The organism is Corynebacterium gottingense (genome assembly GCF_003693265.1).
Classification (GTDB): domain Bacteria; phylum Actinomycetota; class Actinomycetes; order Mycobacteriales; family Mycobacteriaceae; genus Corynebacterium; species Corynebacterium gottingense.
The window spans coordinates 218,106-236,646 of sequence record NZ_RDRE01000001.1 but is presented as its reverse complement, the minus strand read 5'-3'; the positions used below and the strand labels follow the sequence as shown (position 1 = coordinate 236,646).

Sequence of the window (18,541 nt, the reverse complement as noted above, 5' to 3'; positions counted from 1 at the left end):
CTCGTGCTGCACCCCTAGACTCGTCAGTATGAAGATCGCGGCCTTTGACTTCGACGGCACCCTCCACCACCCCGACGAGCCGAAGGGGTTCAGCCCCGCCGACCTTGCCGCGATCAGGGCGTGGCGCGACGCCGGCCACCTCGCCATTTCCGCCACGGGCCGCTCCCGCTCCGCCCTCGCTTACGGCATGCGCGGCAGCACGCTCGCCTTCGACTACCAGGTCCTTTCCAATGGCGCGTCCGCCACCACGGGCGACAACCGCGAGCTCCTCTTCGGCTACACCATCGACCCGGGCGTGCTCCTCGCTGCGCTGGACGCCTTCGGCGAGCGCGCCGGCCTGGCCATCTACGGCACGACGATCGGCCCGATTGACGGTGTGTTTGCCGACAACACCGGCGGGATAAGTCACTTCACCGAGCACTTCACGCCCATGACCCGCGCGGACATCCCGGAGCATCAGTTCGCGGTTGTGCCGATCTGGGTGCCCACGGATGAGGCGCTGCGCCGCGAGGTCGTGGCCTGGGGCGAGTCGCTTGCCGGGGACTACACCGTCGCGCAGAACCAGCAGTACGTGGACATCATGGCGCCGGGCCGCACGAAGGGCGCGGGTATCCTCGAGCTCCTTGACCGCCTGCACATTGACCGCTCTGACGTGGAGCTTTTCACCTTCGGCGACTCATGGAACGACATGTCCATGCACGCCATCGCGGACCATTCCTACAGCTTCGCCCACTCCCCGGCCGATGTCCGCGCGGCCACCGACCACGTGATTACGCGCGTGGCGGACGCGCTGTCACCGCGGTAGGCACCCAGCTCTCGCCGTCCTTCGCGGGCTTACCGCACGACGGCACGACCCCGGAAATCTCCTTGCGCGCAAGCTCCACGGTGTAGGACGCCCCGTGCTTATCGACGCGCACGTATCCCCCATCATCCGTCACCGCAACGTCGGTGACCTCTAGCTCGCCGTAGCGCACCTGCTCGCCGGCACGCGCCAGTTCGGCCGCGACCGCAACTTCGGCGGCCTGCGCCGGGGCGCTCAGCGTGCCGCGCCCCCGATTGCCGGGGACGAAGTACTCGCCGCGCAGCGCGGCCTCCAGCATGGCGTCGGTGGCCTCGAAGGTCATCCGGCCGAAGCTGTAGGCCCACGGCATGAGCAGCATCGTCGGCGCGAAGCGGTGGCCCTTGATGTGCGAGGTCTCCCACACCACGTCGTTGCCGTGGCCGAACGGGTACTTCTGCACCAGCTTGTTGATCATGCTGCGGCCCTTCACCGCGCAGCAGCGGTCGCGCTTGGCGTGCGTGCATACGAGCAGCAGTGGCTTGGTGCGCGCAGTCGCGCCCGCCGCGGCATTCTTGCCCGGGCCGGACAGGTCCAGCTCCAGGAGTGCTTCGGGGCCGTCGACGTGCATGACCTCGGTGGCCTCGTCCTCGGCGAAGACGAGGTAGACGTGGTGGTCGTCGATCTGGCGGCCCTCGCGCGTGGGGTGGCGGATGAGGAGCAGGGAGGCGTCGTACTCGGCGAGGTGCGCTTTGAGCTTCTCGGTGAGCTCCTCCCCGAGCGTGCCGCCGTCGAGCACGTCGTGGGTCCAGGCGTGCGGCCACTCGAAGAGCACGTACGTCGAACCCGGCTTCGCCGTGCCGGGAAGCGACTCGACCTGGACGTCGGAACAGGACGCGGCCGGGGTACTGGTCAACGTTTCCTCACTCATGCCCTCTACCCTACAACCTTTAGGGTGCCCTAATACACGGCCTCAATACACCGCTTCGACGCGCCAGCTGCGCCGGGTCCACACCAGCAGCCACGCTTCCGCGACGCTGCCCGCCTCCTGCTCCTCGCCGACGACCTGGAGTCGCGCCACGCGCTGCCCGGCCGCACCCCACCAGCCCTCGTCCACGGGCCAGGGGCCGGCCCACCCCGTGACCAGGTACTTGTGCTCGCCCCAGGCCAGCGCGTAGGGGTCCGAGGACAGGAGGGCTTCGGCAGTGACGGTGATGGGGTGCGCGTGGGCGTCGATAAGCATGATGCGCGAGGCCGGGTGGTCGATGCCGCCGCCGAGGCGGGCTGGCAGCGGCGCGGGGATCGCGCCCGGCCACGGCTGGGTGGCTGTGGCGGGTGGCTGCTCGCCGAAGGGAGAGAAGGCGATGCGCTCGGCCACGCCGCGGCCGCCGACGGCGCGCGGCTGGACCACTGCGTCGATGCCCAGCTGGGACTGCACACGCTCGATCACGCGGCGCGCCTCGCCGCGCGTCTGCGCTGCCCCGCCGCCGAAGAGCTCGCGAGCCTCGGGCGCGGCCAGCTCGAGCGGCTCCAGGATGAGGGAGGTGATCGCGCCGGCGCCGCCGCCGGTGAGCCAACCGTCGAGCTGCCAGCGCACGCGGTCCGCGGTGGCGGACTCGGTGAGTGCTTCGCGGGTGCGCCAGACGCGCTCGACGCGCTCGCCGGTGGCCAGCTCCGCGATCACCTTCAGGCGCAGGCAGCTCGCGCCGCGCTCGGCGAGCCGCTCGTGCAGCGTGGCGGCCAGCGCGCGGGCGGCGAACGCGGCGGCGTCGACGCGCTCGATCGGGTCCTCCGGGGTCAGCCCGACCGCCAGGTCCGCGGCCGGGAGTTCGGGGGCGACGCGGCGGTCCGGTGCGGCGCTCGCGATGCGGTGGATGCGCATCCCGCCGGCCCCGAAGCGGGTGGTTACTGCCTGCGGCGGCAGTTGCGCGAGCTGGCCCAGCGTGGTGATGCCCAGCTGGCCGAGCGCGTTGACGGTCGGGATGTCCGCGCCGAGCGCCACCTCCGCGACCAGGGTGTTCAGTGGCTGCTGCGCGAGGAATTGCGCGGACGCGCCCGGGGCGACGAGTTGGGAGGTGCGCGTGGCAATCACCGCGGTGGCCAGCTCGTCGGCGGCGCCCACGAAGGCTTCAATGCCGCTGCGCTGGGCGGCGTCCAGCATCATTTCCAGGGCCGTGTCCTCGCTTCCGTGGAAGCGGGCCGCCGCTTGCAGGTCCGCCACAATCAGGCCGGGGCGCAGGACCTCGACGGAGGCGGCGACGTCGTCGAGCCCGCCGGCGAGCGAGGCGAACATGCGCCCGTCGCGGTCCGGGTTATCCTCCACCACCGTGAGCTCCGGCGCGAGCGCCTGGGCGTTGCGCACCCGCATGCCGCGGCGCACGCCCGCCCGGCGCGCGGCCTGCGAGCACACCTTGATCCGGTGCTGCGCGGCAATGGCAATCGGTTCTTGCAGCGTATCGGCCGCGTCCAGGGTGGCGGCCTGCACGGGCCAGTCGGGGAACCACAGCGCCGCCACCCGCATTTAAGGCACCGCCTTCAGGCGACGGCCGGGGGCAGCGTCCGCAGCACCTGCAGCACCCGCAGCGCTCGCAGCACCTGCGCCGAGCGTGAGCGTTACCGTCGCGCCCGGCCATCCCTTCGCCTCGGCGCGCACGCGCACGTCGATCCTCCGGATGCGCCCCGCGCCCCGGCCGATGCCGTGGAACTGCGCAATCTGCCCGGTGACCCGCAGCGCGGGCGAAGGCACCGACACGTTCACCGCCACCAGCGCGGCGTTGCCCTTGCGCAGTCGCGCGAGCAGTGGCCGGGCGCGCACCGGGCTCAGCTGGAGCGCAGTCCGGGTGCGCAGCACCACCAGGTCGAGCCCCTCTGCGAGCACGCCCGCCACCGCGAGGTCCTCGATCCCCGGCTCCGGCACCGCGATCACCCGCTCGAGCGCACTGGCCGCCATGCCCGCGTACGAGAGCTCCGGCCACCCGATCACACCCGCGCTGCCTCCCGCCCCGGCAACGCGGTCGAGCAGCTCGACTACCAGCGCGGGCGTCTCGCTCACCTGCGTGACAGCGTGGCGCGGCAGCCCGCCATTCGGCAACACCTGCGAAAAACCGCCGCCCACAGGCAGCACATCCTCGCCCACCACAACGTTCGGCGCGGCCTGCCCGCCCATCTCCGCCATCCGGGCGCGGAGCTGCGCAATCCGGGCATGCCGATCCACGTCAGGGACACTTTCCACATCCTGACCTGCACTGTTCTGCACCCCGCTGAGCGCTCGAATGGACGTTCTGTTCACGCCACATAGTATGCACCCCGCCCCGAACATAGGCAACCGCCGAGGTCGCACGGGTTTGCGAATATAGCGAGCCACGCTTCTCGACGTCACACCCTCCGCCACCCCACCTACTCCTGCTACAGTACTGCCCATGTTCCCCAGCGACATCCGCTCCCGCGTCACCCCGATCCCCACCCCGCTCGCCGTGCGCGCCGCAGGGTCCGCGGGGGTGGCCGGGTCGGTCGCCATCATGGCGTCGTCGGCGCCAATCGCGGTCCGGGCGGTCGTCGCGATTGCGTGCATCGCGGTGGCGCTCGGTGTGACGCTTGCACACCCCTACCGGCGCGCGATGCGCGAATTTGCGGCGCAGAAAGGTGCGTCCACGGTGGCGTCGATAAGCATGCTCGTGCCGTTGATGCTCTGGTGGCTGCTGCTCATGCTTGCGCCGCTGCTGCAGTGGCCGGTGTGGGGCGCGCTGCTCGTGTTCGTGGGACTCTTCGCGCTCGCGTGGCTGCTATTTCCTCACGTCGACGGCTCGCGGCGGCTCGCCTACGCCTAGCTAGTCCAAGTCCCGGTCCGCAGCCCAGCGGGTGAGCTGGTGGCGGTTGGAGGTCTGCGTCTTGCGCAAGATATTCGACGCATGCGTCTCCACCGTCTTCACCGAGATGAACAGCTGCTTGCCAATCTCCTTGTAGGTGTAGCCGCGGGCGAGCAGGCGCAGCACCTCCAGCTCGCGGCGGGTCAGCGCGTCCACCGCAGGGTCCTCCACCTTGACCGGCTCGCCTGCCGGATCCTCGACCACCCCGCCCGAAGCGAAGGCGTCGAGGACGAAGCCGGCCAGGCGCGGCGAGAAGTACGCATCCCCACCGTCAACTCGGGCGATCGCCTCGGCGAGCTCCGCGCCGTCAATGTTCTTGGTCACGTAGCCGCGGGCACCCGCGCGGATGAGCGCGATGACGTCCTCGGCGGCGTCGGACACGCTCAGACAGAGGAACTTCGTGGCCAACTCCCCCTGCTGTGTCTTCTGCACCGCGCGCAACACCGCCAGCCCGCCGCCGTCCGGCATGTGCACGTCGAGGAGCACGACGTCCGGGTTGCTCTCGCGAATGCCCTCGATCGCGTCGGCGACGGTGCCGGACTCGCCGACAATCTCGACCTTTTCCGCCAGCTCGGCGCGCACGCCGGCGCGGAACACGGAGTGATCATCTACAAGAAAGACGCGAACCATAACAACCAGGCTAACGGTGCCTACAGCGTCAGCTCCACTTCCGTCCCCTCTCCAGGCGCCGACGTGATCCGGGCCGTCCCGCCGGCGCGCTCCATGCGACCGATAATGGAGTCGCGCACCCCGTGGCGGTCCTCCGGGATCGAGCGCTGGTCGAAGCCCGCGCCGCGGTCGCGCACGAACACGGCGAGCTGGCCGGCGAGGTTTTCGGCGTAGACGTCGATCGCTTCGGCGCCGCTGTGCTTCGCGGCGTTCACCATGGCCTCACGCGCGGCCAGCGCCACCGGCTCGTTGTCCTCCGTGAGCGCGGGGTCCTCGCCCACCGTGACGGGGCGGATCACCACGCCGAAGGTGTCCTCGACCTCCCCGGCCGCCCGGTTGAGCGCCTGGAAGAGTGAGGCGGGCGTCGTCGAGGGGTGCTCGGGGGCGTCGAAAAGCCAGGCGCGAAGCTCGCGCTCCTGGCCGCGCGCAAGGCGGGCGACCTCCTCGGGGTGCTCGGCCTGCTTTTGAATCAGGGCGAGGGTCTGCAGCACCGAATCGTGCAGCCGGGCGGCGATCTCCGCGCGCTGATCCGCTACCGCCTTCGCCTCGCGCTCCGCGAGCAGCGAGGAAGTCAGGCGCATCAGCAGCGGGATGACCAGCACCGCCACGCCGCACACCGTGACCAGGACCGACACCACCACCCCGGTGATGCCTGCGCGCTCGCCCAGCATCGCGATTGCAAACACCCCGCCCATCACCAGCAGCGCACCCACCGACAAGGCGATCACGTTCGCCGTCGTCCCCATCTCCCTGTCGTAGGCCTGCAGCGCCAGCACCGCGCCCACGGTAAACAGGCCGAGGACGAGCACCACCGAGCTGCCGAAGCCGCTCGACACCTTCAGCGAGACGAGCGCGCCCGCGACCGCCACCGCCACCAGCACGAGGTTGACCACCCGCGTCCAGCTTTGATGTCCCACAATCTCCGGCGTCACCGCCGGCTCAGCGTCGGTGGTCTTCGGCTCCAGCGGCGTGGTCATCCACAGCGCCGCGTAGGCCAACGCGCCAGCGCCGCCGACGAATGCGCCAACGATGAAAAACAGGCGCACCCAGCGCTCGTCCACCCCGAGATACCGCGCCAGGCCCGAGGCGATGCCTGCCACCATGAGGTTGCGGCGGCTCCGGGTGAAGCGCGAATACAGTACGGGGGGCTGCGCTGCGTACGGGGTGGATTTTGCCATGCCCTCAATTCTTCCACCCGCACCTGCAGCGCGGATCGGGGACAACCCTGACTTTTCCGCGCACCCCGCCGCGCGCAAAGTTCAGGGGAATTCCGGATGGTCGCACCACCTCTGACCGGCGATAATGAAGGTATGGAAACGACACAGACCTTCACCAAGATGTGGGAGACCCGCCCGCCCCGCATCCCGAAGGACCAGGGCGGCAACGCGGTCCTCGCCGGTGTGGCCGAAGGCTTCGGCGCACGCTACAACATCGACCCCGTGATCATCCGCATCGCCTTCGTCGTCCTCACCCTCTGCTTCGGCGGCGGCCTGTTCCTCTACTTCCTGTGCTGGATCAACATGGGCCGCTTCGGCGTCCCGTTCAGCCCCTGGTCCGCGCTCGCCACCGGCCGAGGCAACATCGCGCGCGAGTCGAAGACGGGCAAAAAGGAACGCACTCTGGCGATCTGGCTGCTCATCGGCATGTTCGTCTTCTTCCCGTCCCTGTCCTACGCCAGCGACGGCACCACCATCTACAGCGCCGCCATCACCTTCGCGCTCTTCGGACTGGGCTGGTACCTGCTCTACCAGCGCGCCCCGGAGCCACCCGCCGGTCTGCTCGTGCCGCAGCAGGGGCGCACGCTTCACGACGCTCACCCGTCCGGTCCCTACACCGCCCCCGGTAACACCGACACAGGCGGATCCACCGCGTGGCGAGCAGACGCGGCCGAATCCCCAGAGAACCCTTACGCGCAATCCGCCACGGCGAACCTGACCACCCCGCCGGAATTCCCGCACCCCGCCACCCCGCCGGCGTGGGACCCACTCGGTGCTGCACCGGAGCTGTGGCACCTGCCGGATCCGAACAGCGAGGCCGACGCTTCCGACGACGACACGCCTCCGAAAGGCTCCAAGCGCAGCTGGTGGATCGCCGTCGCCGTCGTGGTCGGCGTGCTCGTCCTGGGAGTGATCTCCGCCGTCGTCGAGAACGGTAACGCGGGCAACATGTTCGGCGGTTCCAATATCACCACCACCACGGAAACCGAGGTCAACAACGTCTCCGAGACCATGGGCGACGTGAACGTGGACTATCGCGACCTCCCGTCCCTCGATCAAGAGCGCACCGCCACGCTGCACACCAACATCGGCAACGTGGACGTCGTGCTGCCGAAGGACGTGCCGGTCGAGGTGCGCTGCTCGACCAACCTCGGCTCGACCGACTGCCCCACCGATACCGTCAACCCCGATGCACCGGGCAAGACACTGCGTATCAACGCCACCACCCACATCGGCAACGTCACCGTCCGCGAGCCTTAAGGGGCCCTTCCGGTTTTAGAGTGCGTTGATTTTGTCCTGTAGTTGTCCGGAGTGGATCAGGCACCGCAAGATGTAGTGGTTGAGGTTTTTGAATCCTAGGGCGATGCCGCGTAGGTGTTCGAGTCTGCCGTTGATTGCCTCGACGGGGCCGTTGGATGCACCGGTATCAAAGTAGGCGAGCACATCTTTATGAAAAGATTGTCAATTATCTATGCCCTGACATTGGGCCGTCGCGGGATCATTCTGGATGAGCCGACGAACGGTTTAAACGATGAAATTGTCGAACGCTTTTTGACAACGCTACGTGAAAATCGCAGCACCCGTACTGGGGCAGCGTATGCGCTCTAACAAGATAGGAATTGTGATGGTCGCAATAGTTTGGAATAAAATCTCTTTTCGATACTCGAAATATGGGCCATATATTCTGCGGGATGCCGCGCTGTCGTTGTCACGGCCTGGCATCTACGCAGTCCGGGGCCCATCGGGAAGCGGTAAATCCACGGTTCTGGATCTGCTAGCCGGTCTGCGCTCACCCAGTGAAGGCAGGGTAACCATCGACGGTAAACGGTTCGGAAAGGGCGCGGCCAAGAAGCTCACCTCGTGGCGGGCCGCGCACGTCGGGTACGCACCACAGGCACCGACCCTCCTGCCTAGCCTCAGCTGCCGGGAGAACCTCGAGCTGGCAGTTCACGTCGCCGGACGGGGCCTCGACGCCCAGGGCAGGGATGAGCTGCTTGGCACGTTGGGCATGCAGCCTTTCACAGAGGCCCTGCCGGGGGAGCTATCCGGGGGTCAACGCCAGCGCGTTGCGGTGGCCCAGGCACTAGCTTCCCAACCGGACTTGGTGCTCATGGATGAGCCCGTCAGCGCGCTTGATGGAGCGAATGTCACCGTGGTCGAGGACTTGTTGCTCCAGTCGGCGAAGCGGGGAGCGATAGTGGTCTATTGCTCCCACCGTGAGCTTTTCGACGGGCAGGCAAAAACGCTGCTGCAGATGGGGCATAGCTCATGAAGACCATGACTCCCACCGCCGCCTACCGGAGAGAGCTGTCGGTGACGGCGCGCCCCTTCATCGGGGGAATCGTACTGGCTGCGGTAGTAATAGGCACGCTCGTCGGCACCATCCTTTACGTCGCATTCTCGACTGGCGGAAGCAGCGACTTCAAGGCCGGCGTGACGAATATGAGCCTGATTGCGATCATCCCGGCATTCGCCGGGATCCGGTTGGCGCATCAGAATTTTATCGCTGACCACCGAAATACCTTGCAAGCGCTGCGGATTCTCGGCATAGGCAGGGCGTTTTTAACCAGGCACCTGCTCCTGCAAGGGGCGTGCCTGGCGCTTCTGGCAAGCGCTTCCGCGGTCGTGTTGGGACGGTTGTTAGCGACGCCGCTTTTCAAGGTGATTCTGCTAGGGCTCAACAAGCAACTGCCAGATCACTGGGGCTCGCCCTTTGACGTTGCCTGGTCGTCACTGCTGGTCTTAGTCCCCCTGTACCTCCTCGGCGTGGGGATTCTCAACGTCGACAAGGTGCTGGCCAAAACCGGGGATCGGGGAGCGGCGACAGTAGGTAAGTCCAAATCCTTGGTGGGGCTGGTTGGCCTAGTGCTCGCAGTGGTCAATATTGCCGCGGGTATCTGGTGTATGGTGACGACTCCGCCAGGGCCTGTCGTGTTGATATTCGTCTTCACCTTGCCGTTCCTCGCTGTCACACTTGCCGGCACCTTCGCCCGGGCGCTAGCTCGTTGGGCAGCCGCAGCGATCAAAAAGGTCAGCGGATGGTCGGCACCCGCGCTAGGCATCCGCTCCTCCGAAACCGTCGGGACGACCTCGAGGGTGGGGCTTGCTACCGCGCTCGTAGCCATTCCGCTGGCAGGCTTCACAGGTGCACAGACCTCCTTATGGGCGGCAAATTACGTAGGCTCCCAGAATTTCCAAACGGTCCCAGTCGTCGTTGGCCAAGATTTTCGCCTACTGGAAGCGCAGGAAGCAGACGGTGTATGTGAGGAGATCGGCGACGACTGCCGTGGGGTCGTCTACTGGCAGCCTTCGGACTTCGAATCCGCGGGGGAGACCTCCGTACCGATGGAGAAGGCGAATGACTATTCTCTGGCCGGATCGAATGACCACGTGATAGGGCAGCTACTCTCGCCCGGGGCGCCGGTGAAAGCTCACAGCCCCTTCTACCCAGACTTCATGGTGCCGTTCTCCGGTATTTCTAGCGAGTCTCCGGTCAAACCGGAATGGGGGCTTCCCGTGGTCGCAGAATCGGCTAGCGCACCGGATCATCTCCGAGTGGAGTCCGCGCAGGATTGGGTACGGCATGTGGATATGGATAGCCAGATCATGTACGGGCCCCACGGCGACGGAACCGCCGGCTTCGTACCCACCGCGGCCTACACTCTGCTGGCGATCTGCCTGGTCCTCGCGGTCTCTGTGATGGGCAAGCGGGCCAATTTGCATGCGTTCTTCTCACCACTGCGTCTTCTGGGCCGTACCCAAGGCGCGATCCAGCGAGCAGAGTTCTGGGCAATCCTCTTTCCGTACTGTGTTGCCATGCTGACAGCGCTCCTAGTGGGCATCTGGTACACGGTCGCCGTCCATGTCGCAGTCTCGGCGTACCCGGGGGCGCTGCTGCCTTACCTTCCCCCAGGGCTATGGGTGCTCTTTGTCCTCGTCTTCTTAGGCACGAGTGCGACTGCCTTCTTGCCAACTCCAGACAAGGACGAGCGTGGCGCAGATGCGCCCTAGACACTGGCGTGCCGGCGCCTAAAGAGGCCCCCGCAACGCGAAGCGCCGCCTCCCTGCAGGTTCTGCAAGGCAGGCGGCGCTTTCGTCGAGGCGGGAGTTACTCCCACTCGATGGTCCCCGGCGGCTTGGACGTCACGTCCAGCACAACGCGGTTGACCTCTGCGACCTCGTTGGTGATGCGGGTGGAAATCGCCTCGAGCGTCTCGTACGGCACGCGGACCCAGTCGGCGGTCATCGCGTCCTCGGAGGCAACCGGGCGCAACACGATCGGGTGGCCGTAGGTGCGGTGATCGCCCTGGACGCCGACCGAACGGACCTCTGCAAGCAGCACGACCGGACATTGCCAGATCTGCTCGTCCAGGCCAGCCTTGGTCAGCTCCTCGCGCGCGATGGCGTCGGCTGCGCGCAGGGTTTCCAAGCGGTCCTGGGTGACCTCGCCGATGATGCGGATGCCCAGGCCGGGGCCGGGGAACGGCTGGCGGTTCACGATTTCCTCGGGCAAGCCGAGCTCGCGGCCGACAGCGCGGACCTCATCTTTGAACAGGAGGCGCAGCGGCTCGACGAGCTCAAACTCCACGTCGTCCGGCAGGCCGCCGACGTTGTGGTGGCTCTTAATGTTTGCGGTGCCGGTGCCTCCGCCGGACTCCACCACGTCCGGGTACAGGGTGCCCTGGACGAGGTAGTCAACGTTTTGGCCTTCCAGCACACCGGCAACGGCGCGCTCGAAGGAACGGATGAACTCCGCACCGATCGCCTTGCGCTTGGCCTCCGGCTCGGTCACGCCGGCGAGCTTGCCCAGGAAGGCCTCGCGCTCGTCCACGGTGACCAGCTTCGCACCGGTCGCAGCCACGAAGTCGTTTTCCACCTGCTCGCGCTCGCCCTGGCGCAGCAGGCCGTGGTCCACGAACACGCACGTCAGGCGGTCGCCGATCGCGCGCTGCACCAGCGCCGCGGCGACGGCGGAGTCCACGCCACCGGACAGGCCGCAGATAGCGCGGCCGTCGCCGACCTGCTCGCGCACCTGCTCGATCAGCTGCTCCGCAATGTTGGAGGCAGTCCAGTTCTGCTCCAGGCCGGCGACCTCGGTGAGGAAGCGGGTGAGCACCTCCTGGCCGTGCGGGGAGTGCATGACCTCGGGGTGGTACTGCACGCCGGCGAGCTTCTTGTCCACGCACTCGAAGGCGGCCACCGGTGCGCCCGGGGTCGACGCGGTCACGGTAAAGCCCTCCGGCGCCTCGGTGACGGAGTCGCCGTGCGACATCCACACCGGGTGCTCGTTCGGGGTGTCGGCGTGGAGCACGCCGCCGTCGACAAGCATATTGGTGCGGCCGTACTCCCTGGCCCCGGTCTCGGCGACCTTGCCGCCGAGCGTCTGGGTCATGATCTGGAAGCCGTAGCAGATGCCAAAGATGGGCAGACCCAACTCGAAGATCTCTGGGTCCAGCTGCGGGGCACCCTCGGCGTACACCGACGACGGGCCGCCGGAGAGCACCAGCGCGGCCGGGTTTTTCTCGCGCACCTCAGCGGCGGAGATGGTGGACGGGACGACCTCGGAGTAAATGCGAGCCTCGCGCACGCGGCGGGCGATGAGCTGCGCGTACTGGGCGCCGAAGTCGACGACAAGGACGGGGCGATTTTGCGGAGTAGTCACGGCACAGAGTTTAGCCCACGGCCCCGACGCGGCACCACGCGCGCCCAATTGGCCCTGTCTACCGCGGCCTACTGCGGGGCCGACGATCCTCCCTGCCCCTGCGCCTGACCCGCCGCAACCGCAACGCCAAGCGCAACAATGCTGGCCAGCACCACCCCGCCAGCGGCAGCGGCTCCGCCGAGGTGGAAGCCTGACCCCTCCAGCGCAGCATCCAGCGCACCGGTGACCTCGGGCGGCAGCGCGCGCAGCTTGGCGTCGAGCTCGTCCAGCGCCGGAGTCAGCCCCGGCACCTGCACCTGCTGCGCCAGCGCAATCGGGACGAGCAACAGCAGCGGACTGGCCGCCAGCGCGAGGAGCATGCTTGTCGACGACCCGCCGACCCCACTCCCCGTAGACCCACTACTCGACGAGCCCGGCTTGCCCTGCACCCCGTCCCGCGGCGGGGTGGTGGTTGGCGCCGTGGTGGGCACAGAGGTTGTCGTGTGAGACGTGACAGTGGTCGTTGTCGTTGACGACGCCTCAGTTGTCGCGGTTGTCGGCGCAGCGGGCGTCGTGGCCGTCGACCGAACCGGCTTTGCAGTCTGCGCCGGCTCTGAAGGCTGCGCAGTCGCTGTTGGTTCTGCGGTCACGGTCGTCGCGCTCGCCTGCGTCGTCGCGCTCGCCTGCGTTGTCGCAGTCGCCTGCGTCGTCTGAGGGGTCGCCGTAGTCGACTGGCCGCCGCGCGCCACCTTCGCGGTAAACGCCGCGTCCTGCGTGCTGCCGTCCGGGTAGGTCAGCGTCAGGCGCACCGGGGTGGCGTCCCCGACCTTCGCACCGGCGGGCGGGCGCAGCGTCACGGTGCCCGCGCCGTCCGCGAGCGCGACGTCCCAGCCGCCGGGGCCGGTCGCGGCGACGACGGTGCCCTCCGGCAGCGCGTCGCCGACGTTCGCGGACGACAACTGCGCCCCGGCGGCGCCGGCGACGTCGCGCCACTTCGGGTGCAGGTTCGCGGCCAGCGAGGTCACCGCTACCGGCAGGGTCAGCTGGACGCGCTCGCCGCCGGGCAGCGTGGCCACCACCGGGATGTCGTAGGACCCGGCCACGACGAACTCGGCGTCGCGCTTCCGCGCGGCGGGCGTGAGCGTCGCGGCGCCGGTGGCGGGGTCGATCGCCACCCAGTTGCCGTGCGGCGAGCCCTCTGCCAGGGCGAACGTGGCCGAGTCGCCGAACCCGCCCGGGGCCTCAGACCGGGTTGTCTCCCCCGCGGGCGCCACGACCGTCCCCTCGGGGTAGGCGCGCGCGTCGGTCACCCGCACGGTCACGTCCTGCGTATCGCTGCTGCCGTCGCCGTAGGTGGCGGTGATGCGCAGCGTCGCGCGGTCCCCCGCCTTCGCGCCCGCGCCGGGGTGCACGGTGACGGAGTCGCCGTTGGCAGAGGCGGACCAGGATGTGGCGTCGATAAGCGATGCCTCGACCACCGCACCTTCCACCGAGTCGCCCGAATTGGCGACCTCGATCGGCTCGCCCTGCGGCGCGCTGGCATCGGCCCAGGTCGGCGCGGTGCGGTCGCTGACCGTGCGCACCGTCACCGGGACCTCGATGTCGCGAGTCGCGCCGCTGTGGTCGGTCACGCGCACGCGCAGCGTCCGCTCGCCGGCCTGCGAAAGCTTCGGGGTGTACGAAATGGTGCCTTGCTTATCGACGCTCCCCTCACCCCCAACAACCGCAAACTCCAACCCCTCGCGCACGCCCTCGAGCGGCGCGATGGTCACCGGCTCGCCCACCTGCGCCTCGGTCCGCGTGGGGTAGGCAACCTCGGAGCGGTTCGCGCCGACCGTGACGGGGACCTCGATGATGCGGACGTTGCCGCTGCCATCCTCCGCGCGCACCGGCACCCGCACCAGGCCCGACGGGACCTTCGCGTCCGGGCGCAGCGTGATCGTGCCGTCGGCGTCTACCTGCGCCCACGTCGGCGTCGGCCCGGTGTAGCCCGGCGCGCCCGAGTCAGCCTCCGTGACCGGCGCGAACGCGATGTTTTCGCCCGCGGGGGCGGCGACCTTACGCTCCTCGTCGCGGGCGATCCGCTGCGGCGGGTAAGGGGCATCGCCCAGGTCAGCGACGTTATCCCCCGGGGGTGCGACGACGGTGACGGTGAAGGTGTCGGTGTCAACCGTCTCGGGCTTGCCCTCCGTAGTGTCGGAGTACTTCGTTGTCGCCGTGAGCGTCGCGGTCGTGCCGACCTTGGCGTCGGCGGGCGCGGTGACGTCGATGGAGCCGTCCGCGTTGGCGGTGGCGGCGAACCCGTCGGTGTCGGCCGCGACCGAAGTCGTGGCGTCCTCGCCCGGCAGCGTGCCGGCGAGCGGGACGCGCACCGTGGTCGTTCCGCGCTCCAGCGTGGCGTCCTCCCAGCGCGGCTCGTACTGGGCGGCCAGCGGGGTCACGGTCACGTCGACACCGAAGCGGGAGTGCGACCCGTCCTGGAAGTCCACCCGCATCTGGACCTTGTGCTTACCCACATGCTCGGGCGCGGTCGGGCGCGCCACGATGCGGCCATCCTCCACGGATACCCACTCGGCGTCCTTGCCAACCACGGTGAACGTGGGGTTCACCGGCTGCTCCGGGTCGCCCGCGATGCCGGCGGAATCAAACTCCGGGAGCGCGGCGCTTCCCTCCTGCCCCGTCACGGTGGTGATCGGTGCGACCGCCCGGGGGACGTAGTTGTCCTTGTCGGACAGGTTGCCAAAGAAGACGTAGAGCGGGACGGTGTCCCACGCCTCTTCCATCGTGCTGTCGTTGAACGTGGTGAAGGACTCGCCGTCGCGGGCCTTCCAGCGGAAGCGGACCGGCAATGCCCCACCCGCGTAGCCCTGGTTGGTCAGCTCCTCCAGCTTCTTCTCCGCGTGGATGCGCAGCTCCTGGAACTGGCCGTTCGCGTCGTTGACCACCTCGACGTTGACGTACTGGGGATCAAGGAGCGGATTGCCAGGGTTTTCTTCCTGCGGCTGCGGCTCCACCACCAGGTCGGCGTCCCAGATCCCGTCCGGCCAGAACCCCGGCGTCTCGCGCTCCTTGCACCGCACCAGCTCCTCGCCCGGCTTCTCCCCGCACTGTACTTGCGGGTCCTTCCACGAAATGTCCTTCCGGGTCAGCGTGAGCGTCTCTCCCGGGGTCAGCGGGATCGGGCGGCGCGCAAACCGCGGCTCCTCCACCGTGGCCGGGTTGTTGTACGCCTCGTAGCTCTCCTCGTTGTTAAACAACACCACGGTCAGGTGCTGCGTCCAGTCGTGACCGTCCGGGTAGGTCACCTTCACGCTCAGCGACGCCACCTGCTCCGGCGTGGTCAGCTTGTTGGTCATGCGGAGGTACGCGGAGATGTCGTTGGTGATGCGGATTTGCCCGGTGTTGGAGTCCACCTCCAGCCACTCCGGGCCGTCCACCTTGGTGTAGGTCAGCGGCTGCGGTGGCGTCACCTGCTCGTATTCGGGGATGAAGTGCGCGTACACCGGCGGGTTGAACGCGTCGCCGCGCTCGACCTGGTCGCGCAGGACGTACAGCCAGTTGCCAAACTCGGGCCGGTAGAAGGTGAACAGGGGGTAATCGCTCGCGCCGGCGTCGCCAAGCGGTGCCTCAGCCGAGTTGGACACGTCGGAGGCCGCAGGGGCTGATGACGCTGGCGGCGCGCACAACGCGACGGCAGTCACGGTGGTGGTGACAAGTGCTACTGCAGAACGAACAATCCGTCCACGCATTTCAGTTCTCCCAAACTTTCCGCCGGACTAGAGCACGACACGCGCCAGAGAAGGGGGCGCATGAGCCTTCCATAAAAACTAGTAGGCGTTGGCGCAAAATTCCATAGGAAGCGGCGCGCCCGTGCGTGCGCACGCCTAGTAGACGGCCCGGCGAAGGCGCTCAAGCGCGTCGTGCACCCCGTCGACCGAGGGGTCCTCGCCGAGGTCCTTGGAGGAGAGCTGCAGCTGGGCGATGGAGGCGTCGGCAGCCTGAATGGCCTGCTCCACCTGCGCGACCAGCGGGTCGATGTTCTGGCCCACCGGCTGCTGCGCGGTGGACTGGGACCAGCGGCGGATCATCTCCAGCGGCATCTTGGTCAGCTCGGAGATGGAGTTCACCTTCAGCTCTACGCGGTTGGCCAGCGAGGAGTGCAGGAACACCGCGTTGTCCATGTCGCGGAGGGCGACCTCCATGGCGTCATAGAGCATCTGCATCGACTCAATCCGGTCCTCCTCCGCGGAGAACGTCGCCGTCTGCGCGGCGTGCAGGCGGGCCAGGGCGATCGCAGTGCGGGCCTTCGCCGCGCGGTCCTGGAGTTCCTCGGCGACCTCGGCGAGCGATTGCGCGTTTTCATCAATAATCCCGCGCATGGTGGCCCACACCTGCAGCGGTGCGAGCAACAGCGTGCGGGTGGCGCCCTCCGCCACCACGTTTTCCATCTCGCCTTTGACCCGGTTGGTCACGGCGTTTTCCTCCAACAGGGTCTGGCAGGCGCGCGAGAGCTCCTCGGCCGACTGCTTGATGGAGGTCTGGATGCCCATGAAACTCTCCAGCTCCGCGTACAGCGCCGCGGTGGCCTCGTACACCTCACCTTCGCCCTCGGGGAGGACAAAGCCGGCCTCCTCGCGCGCGGCGACCTCGGCGGGCAGGATCTCCGCCATGAACGCGTCGTAGTCCGGGATGAGCTCGCAGATCCGCTCCCACCCGAGCTCGGCCCGCTTCCGTCGTCCGACCCCCTCGGCCTTCGCCTTGTGCTCAACGGCGTTCGCCTCCTGGTACACCTTCGCGGCGTCCTGGAAGTAGTGCGTCATCGGCCGGGTGCGCACCGACAGATAGCGGTCCCCCGGCAGCGGGGTGACCGTGGCCAAGACGTCGTACGCCGAACCGCTCTTGGCCAAGTTTCGCACGTAGGCGGCGAACGGCTTGCCGGCCTGGATCCAGTCCCACATGGCCTTGAACGCGCCGCCCGGCATCTCGTCCTGGCGGATGAGGTTGTGCGGCTTGCCGATCATCTCTTCCAGCGGGTACTGGGCGTAGTAGATGAACACCTCGTTCACGTCGGTCATGATGCCCTTGGCATCCGTGACCGAGAAGAAGATGTCATCCACCTCGACCAGGTGCTGCGGGCCGTCCGTCACATCCCGGTCCAGAATCACGTCGTAGGCCATAGTGGGTCTCAATCTATCAGGTATTTCTGCGCAATATCCGATTAATTTCGGACGGTCAGATTCACCTTCTGGAACGACTTGGTGTCCGTGTAACCGCACTTCGCCATGATCCTGCGCAGGCCACCCACCAGGTTCATGGTGCCGTACGGGTCGTGCGACGGTCCGTGCAGCACAATCTCCAGCGGCTGGCGCTCCTCGGCAGCAACCACCCGACGCATCTCACCACGCGGGAAGCGCGGGTGCCCCAGCACCGACTCCCAGTACATGCCCTCGCCGGAGGCCTCCGCGGCGCGAGCGAGCGGCTCGCCCACCATGACCGCGTCCGCGCCCAGCGCGAGCGCAACGGCAATCTGGCCAGAAGTGCGCACGTCCGCGTCAGCGAGGACGTGGACGTAGCGGCCACCAGTCTCATCCAGGTAGTCGCGGCGCGCCGCGGCCACGTCGGCGATCGCGGTGGCCAGCGGGACGTCCAGCGCCATGTTCTGGTTCGACTGGCCGGAGCCGACGATCACGCCGGCCGCGCCCGAGCGCATGAGGTGCATCGCGGTGCTGTAATCAAAGACGCCGCCGGCGATCACCGGGACGTCGAGGGAGCCGATGAACTCCTTCAGGTTGAGCGGCTCGCCGCCCTGCTGCACGTGCTCGGCGGAGATGATGGTGCCCTGGATAAACAGGATCTCTGCGCCCGCCTTGATCAGGTGCGGCGCCAGCTCGCGCGCGTTCTGCGGGCTCACGCGCACCGCGACGGTCGCGCCCGAGTCGCGCACGCGCGCCATGTGCTCCGCAAACAGGTCCATGTCCAACTTCGCCTGGTGCAGCTCCTGCAGCACGGCGGTGCCGCGCGACTGGGACTGCAGCATGGTCTCCATCTCGTGCCAGTCGGTGCTCGCCGCGCCGACGACCTTGGCCACGGAGTCCGCAAACGACGCGTGACGGCCCAGCAGGCCCTCCGCGTTGAGGATGCCCAGGCCGCCCTGCTTGCCCATCTCAATGACAAACTCGGGGCTGGCCAGCGCGTCCGTCGGGTGCGAGCACAGTGGCAGGTCGAACGTGTAAGCGTCGATATGCCAGGTGGTGTCGACGTCCTTGGACGAGCGCGTGCGGCGCGCCGGGACCAGGGACAGATCGCGGAGGTCGTAGGCCTTGCGCGCCTCGCGGCCGCTGCCAATTTCCACGTATTCGTGCATGGTGTT

At 67.9% G+C, this 18,541-nt stretch carries 14 protein-coding genes and 1 pseudogene; 5 read left to right on the top strand and 10 right to left on the bottom strand.

Going from position 1 to position 18,541, the window contains the following annotated elements; translation table 11 throughout:
• Window positions 1-28: 28 nt before the first annotated feature.
• Window positions 29-805, top strand: a complete 777-nt coding sequence (locus EAW56_RS01175; protein WP_122084723.1) for an HAD family hydrolase — start codon at window positions 29-31, stop codon at window positions 803-805.
• On the opposite strand, the gene EAW56_RS01170 is transcribed toward EAW56_RS01175, so the two are convergent.
• From EAW56_RS01170 to EAW56_RS01160, 3 genes are read right to left on the bottom strand one after another with little or no spacing between them, the layout of a single operon-like run.
• Window positions 771-1,709, bottom strand: a complete 939-nt coding sequence (locus EAW56_RS01170; protein WP_122084722.1) for a sucrase ferredoxin — start codon at window positions 1,707-1,709, stop codon at window positions 771-773. The two genes, EAW56_RS01175 and EAW56_RS01170, sit on opposite strands and share 35 nt — an antisense overlap.
• Before the next feature lie 42 nt (window positions 1,710-1,751).
• Window positions 1,752-3,299 (bottom strand): Y-family DNA polymerase, encoded by a 1,548-nt coding sequence (locus EAW56_RS01165; protein ID WP_122084720.1) that lies wholly within the window; start codon window positions 3,297-3,299, stop codon window positions 1,752-1,754.
• Window positions 3,300-4,067, bottom strand: a complete 768-nt coding sequence (locus EAW56_RS01160) for a hypothetical protein (protein WP_208636473.1) — start codon at window positions 4,065-4,067, stop codon at window positions 3,300-3,302.
• 130 nt (window positions 4,068-4,197) lie between these two features.
• On the opposite strand from EAW56_RS01160, the gene EAW56_RS01155 reads away from it, so the two are divergent.
• A complete protein-coding gene (locus EAW56_RS01155) occupies window positions 4,198-4,605 on the top strand; it encodes a hypothetical protein (protein ID WP_122084718.1) in 408 nt (135 codons plus the stop codon).
• Here the strand turns inward: EAW56_RS01155 and EAW56_RS01150 are convergent, their stop codons facing one another.
• Both EAW56_RS01150 and EAW56_RS01145 read right to left on the bottom strand, forming a co-directional pair.
• The gene (locus tag EAW56_RS01150; protein WP_095555547.1) at window positions 4,606-5,274 is read right to left on the bottom strand and encodes a response regulator; all 669 of its coding nucleotides are present in this window, start codon (window positions 5,272-5,274) and stop codon (window positions 4,606-4,608) included.
• Between the two features lie 20 nt (window positions 5,275-5,294).
• On the bottom strand, window positions 5,295-6,491 hold the full coding sequence (locus EAW56_RS01145) for an ATP-binding protein (RefSeq protein ID WP_122084717.1): 1,197 nt from the start codon (window positions 6,489-6,491) through the stop codon (window positions 5,295-5,297).
• Between the two features lie 132 nt (window positions 6,492-6,623).
• Here EAW56_RS01145 and EAW56_RS01140 point away from each other — a divergent pair, with 132 nt between their 5' ends.
• On the top strand, window positions 6,624-7,790 hold the full coding sequence (locus EAW56_RS01140) for a PspC domain-containing protein (protein ID WP_167457370.1): 1,167 nt from the start codon (window positions 6,624-6,626) through the stop codon (window positions 7,788-7,790).
• A gap of 15 nt (window positions 7,791-7,805) precedes the next feature.
• Here the strand turns inward: EAW56_RS01140 and EAW56_RS01135 are convergent.
• Window positions 7,806-7,976, bottom strand: a pseudogene (locus EAW56_RS01135) (transposase); the annotation flags it as partial.
• A gap of 118 nt (window positions 7,977-8,094) precedes the next feature.
• On the opposite strand from EAW56_RS01135, the gene EAW56_RS01130 reads away from it, so the two are divergent.
• Together EAW56_RS01130 and EAW56_RS01125 are read left to right on the top strand one after the other, a co-directional pair.
• Window positions 8,095-8,802: an ABC transporter ATP-binding protein gene (locus tag EAW56_RS01130; RefSeq protein ID WP_122084714.1), complete on the top strand. Its 708-nt coding sequence runs from the start codon at window positions 8,095-8,097 to the stop codon at window positions 8,800-8,802.
• Window positions 8,799-10,541, top strand: a complete 1,743-nt coding sequence (locus tag EAW56_RS01125) for an FtsX-like permease family protein (RefSeq protein WP_122084712.1) — start codon at window positions 8,799-8,801, stop codon at window positions 10,539-10,541. Before EAW56_RS01130 ends, EAW56_RS01125 begins: the two co-directional genes overlap by 4 nt.
• A 97-nt stretch (window positions 10,542-10,638) precedes the next feature.
• On the opposite strand, the gene guaA is transcribed toward EAW56_RS01125, so the two are convergent.
• The 4 genes from guaA to EAW56_RS01105 form a co-directional block, all read right to left on the bottom strand.
• On the bottom strand, window positions 10,639-12,192 hold the full coding sequence (gene guaA, locus EAW56_RS01120; protein ID WP_122084711.1) for a glutamine-hydrolyzing GMP synthase: 1,554 nt from the start codon (window positions 12,190-12,192) through the stop codon (window positions 10,639-10,641).
• A 68-nt stretch (window positions 12,193-12,260) separates the two neighbouring features.
• Window positions 12,261-15,920, bottom strand: coding sequence for a Rib/alpha-like domain-containing protein (locus EAW56_RS01115; RefSeq protein ID WP_147453235.1), 3,660 nt, complete (start codon window positions 15,918-15,920; stop codon window positions 12,261-12,263).
• A 135-nt stretch (window positions 15,921-16,055) separates the two neighbouring features.
• The gene (locus tag EAW56_RS01110; RefSeq protein ID WP_095546769.1) at window positions 16,056-17,348 is read right to left on the bottom strand and encodes a PAS domain-containing protein; all 1,293 of its coding nucleotides are present in this window, start codon (window positions 17,346-17,348) and stop codon (window positions 16,056-16,058) included.
• A gap of 41 nt (window positions 17,349-17,389) precedes the next feature.
• Complete coding sequence (locus EAW56_RS01105; RefSeq protein ID WP_095277787.1) at window positions 17,390-18,535, bottom strand: GuaB3 family IMP dehydrogenase-related protein; 1,146 nt, start codon at window positions 18,533-18,535, stop codon at window positions 17,390-17,392.
• Between the last annotated feature and the right edge of the window lie 6 nt (window positions 18,536-18,541).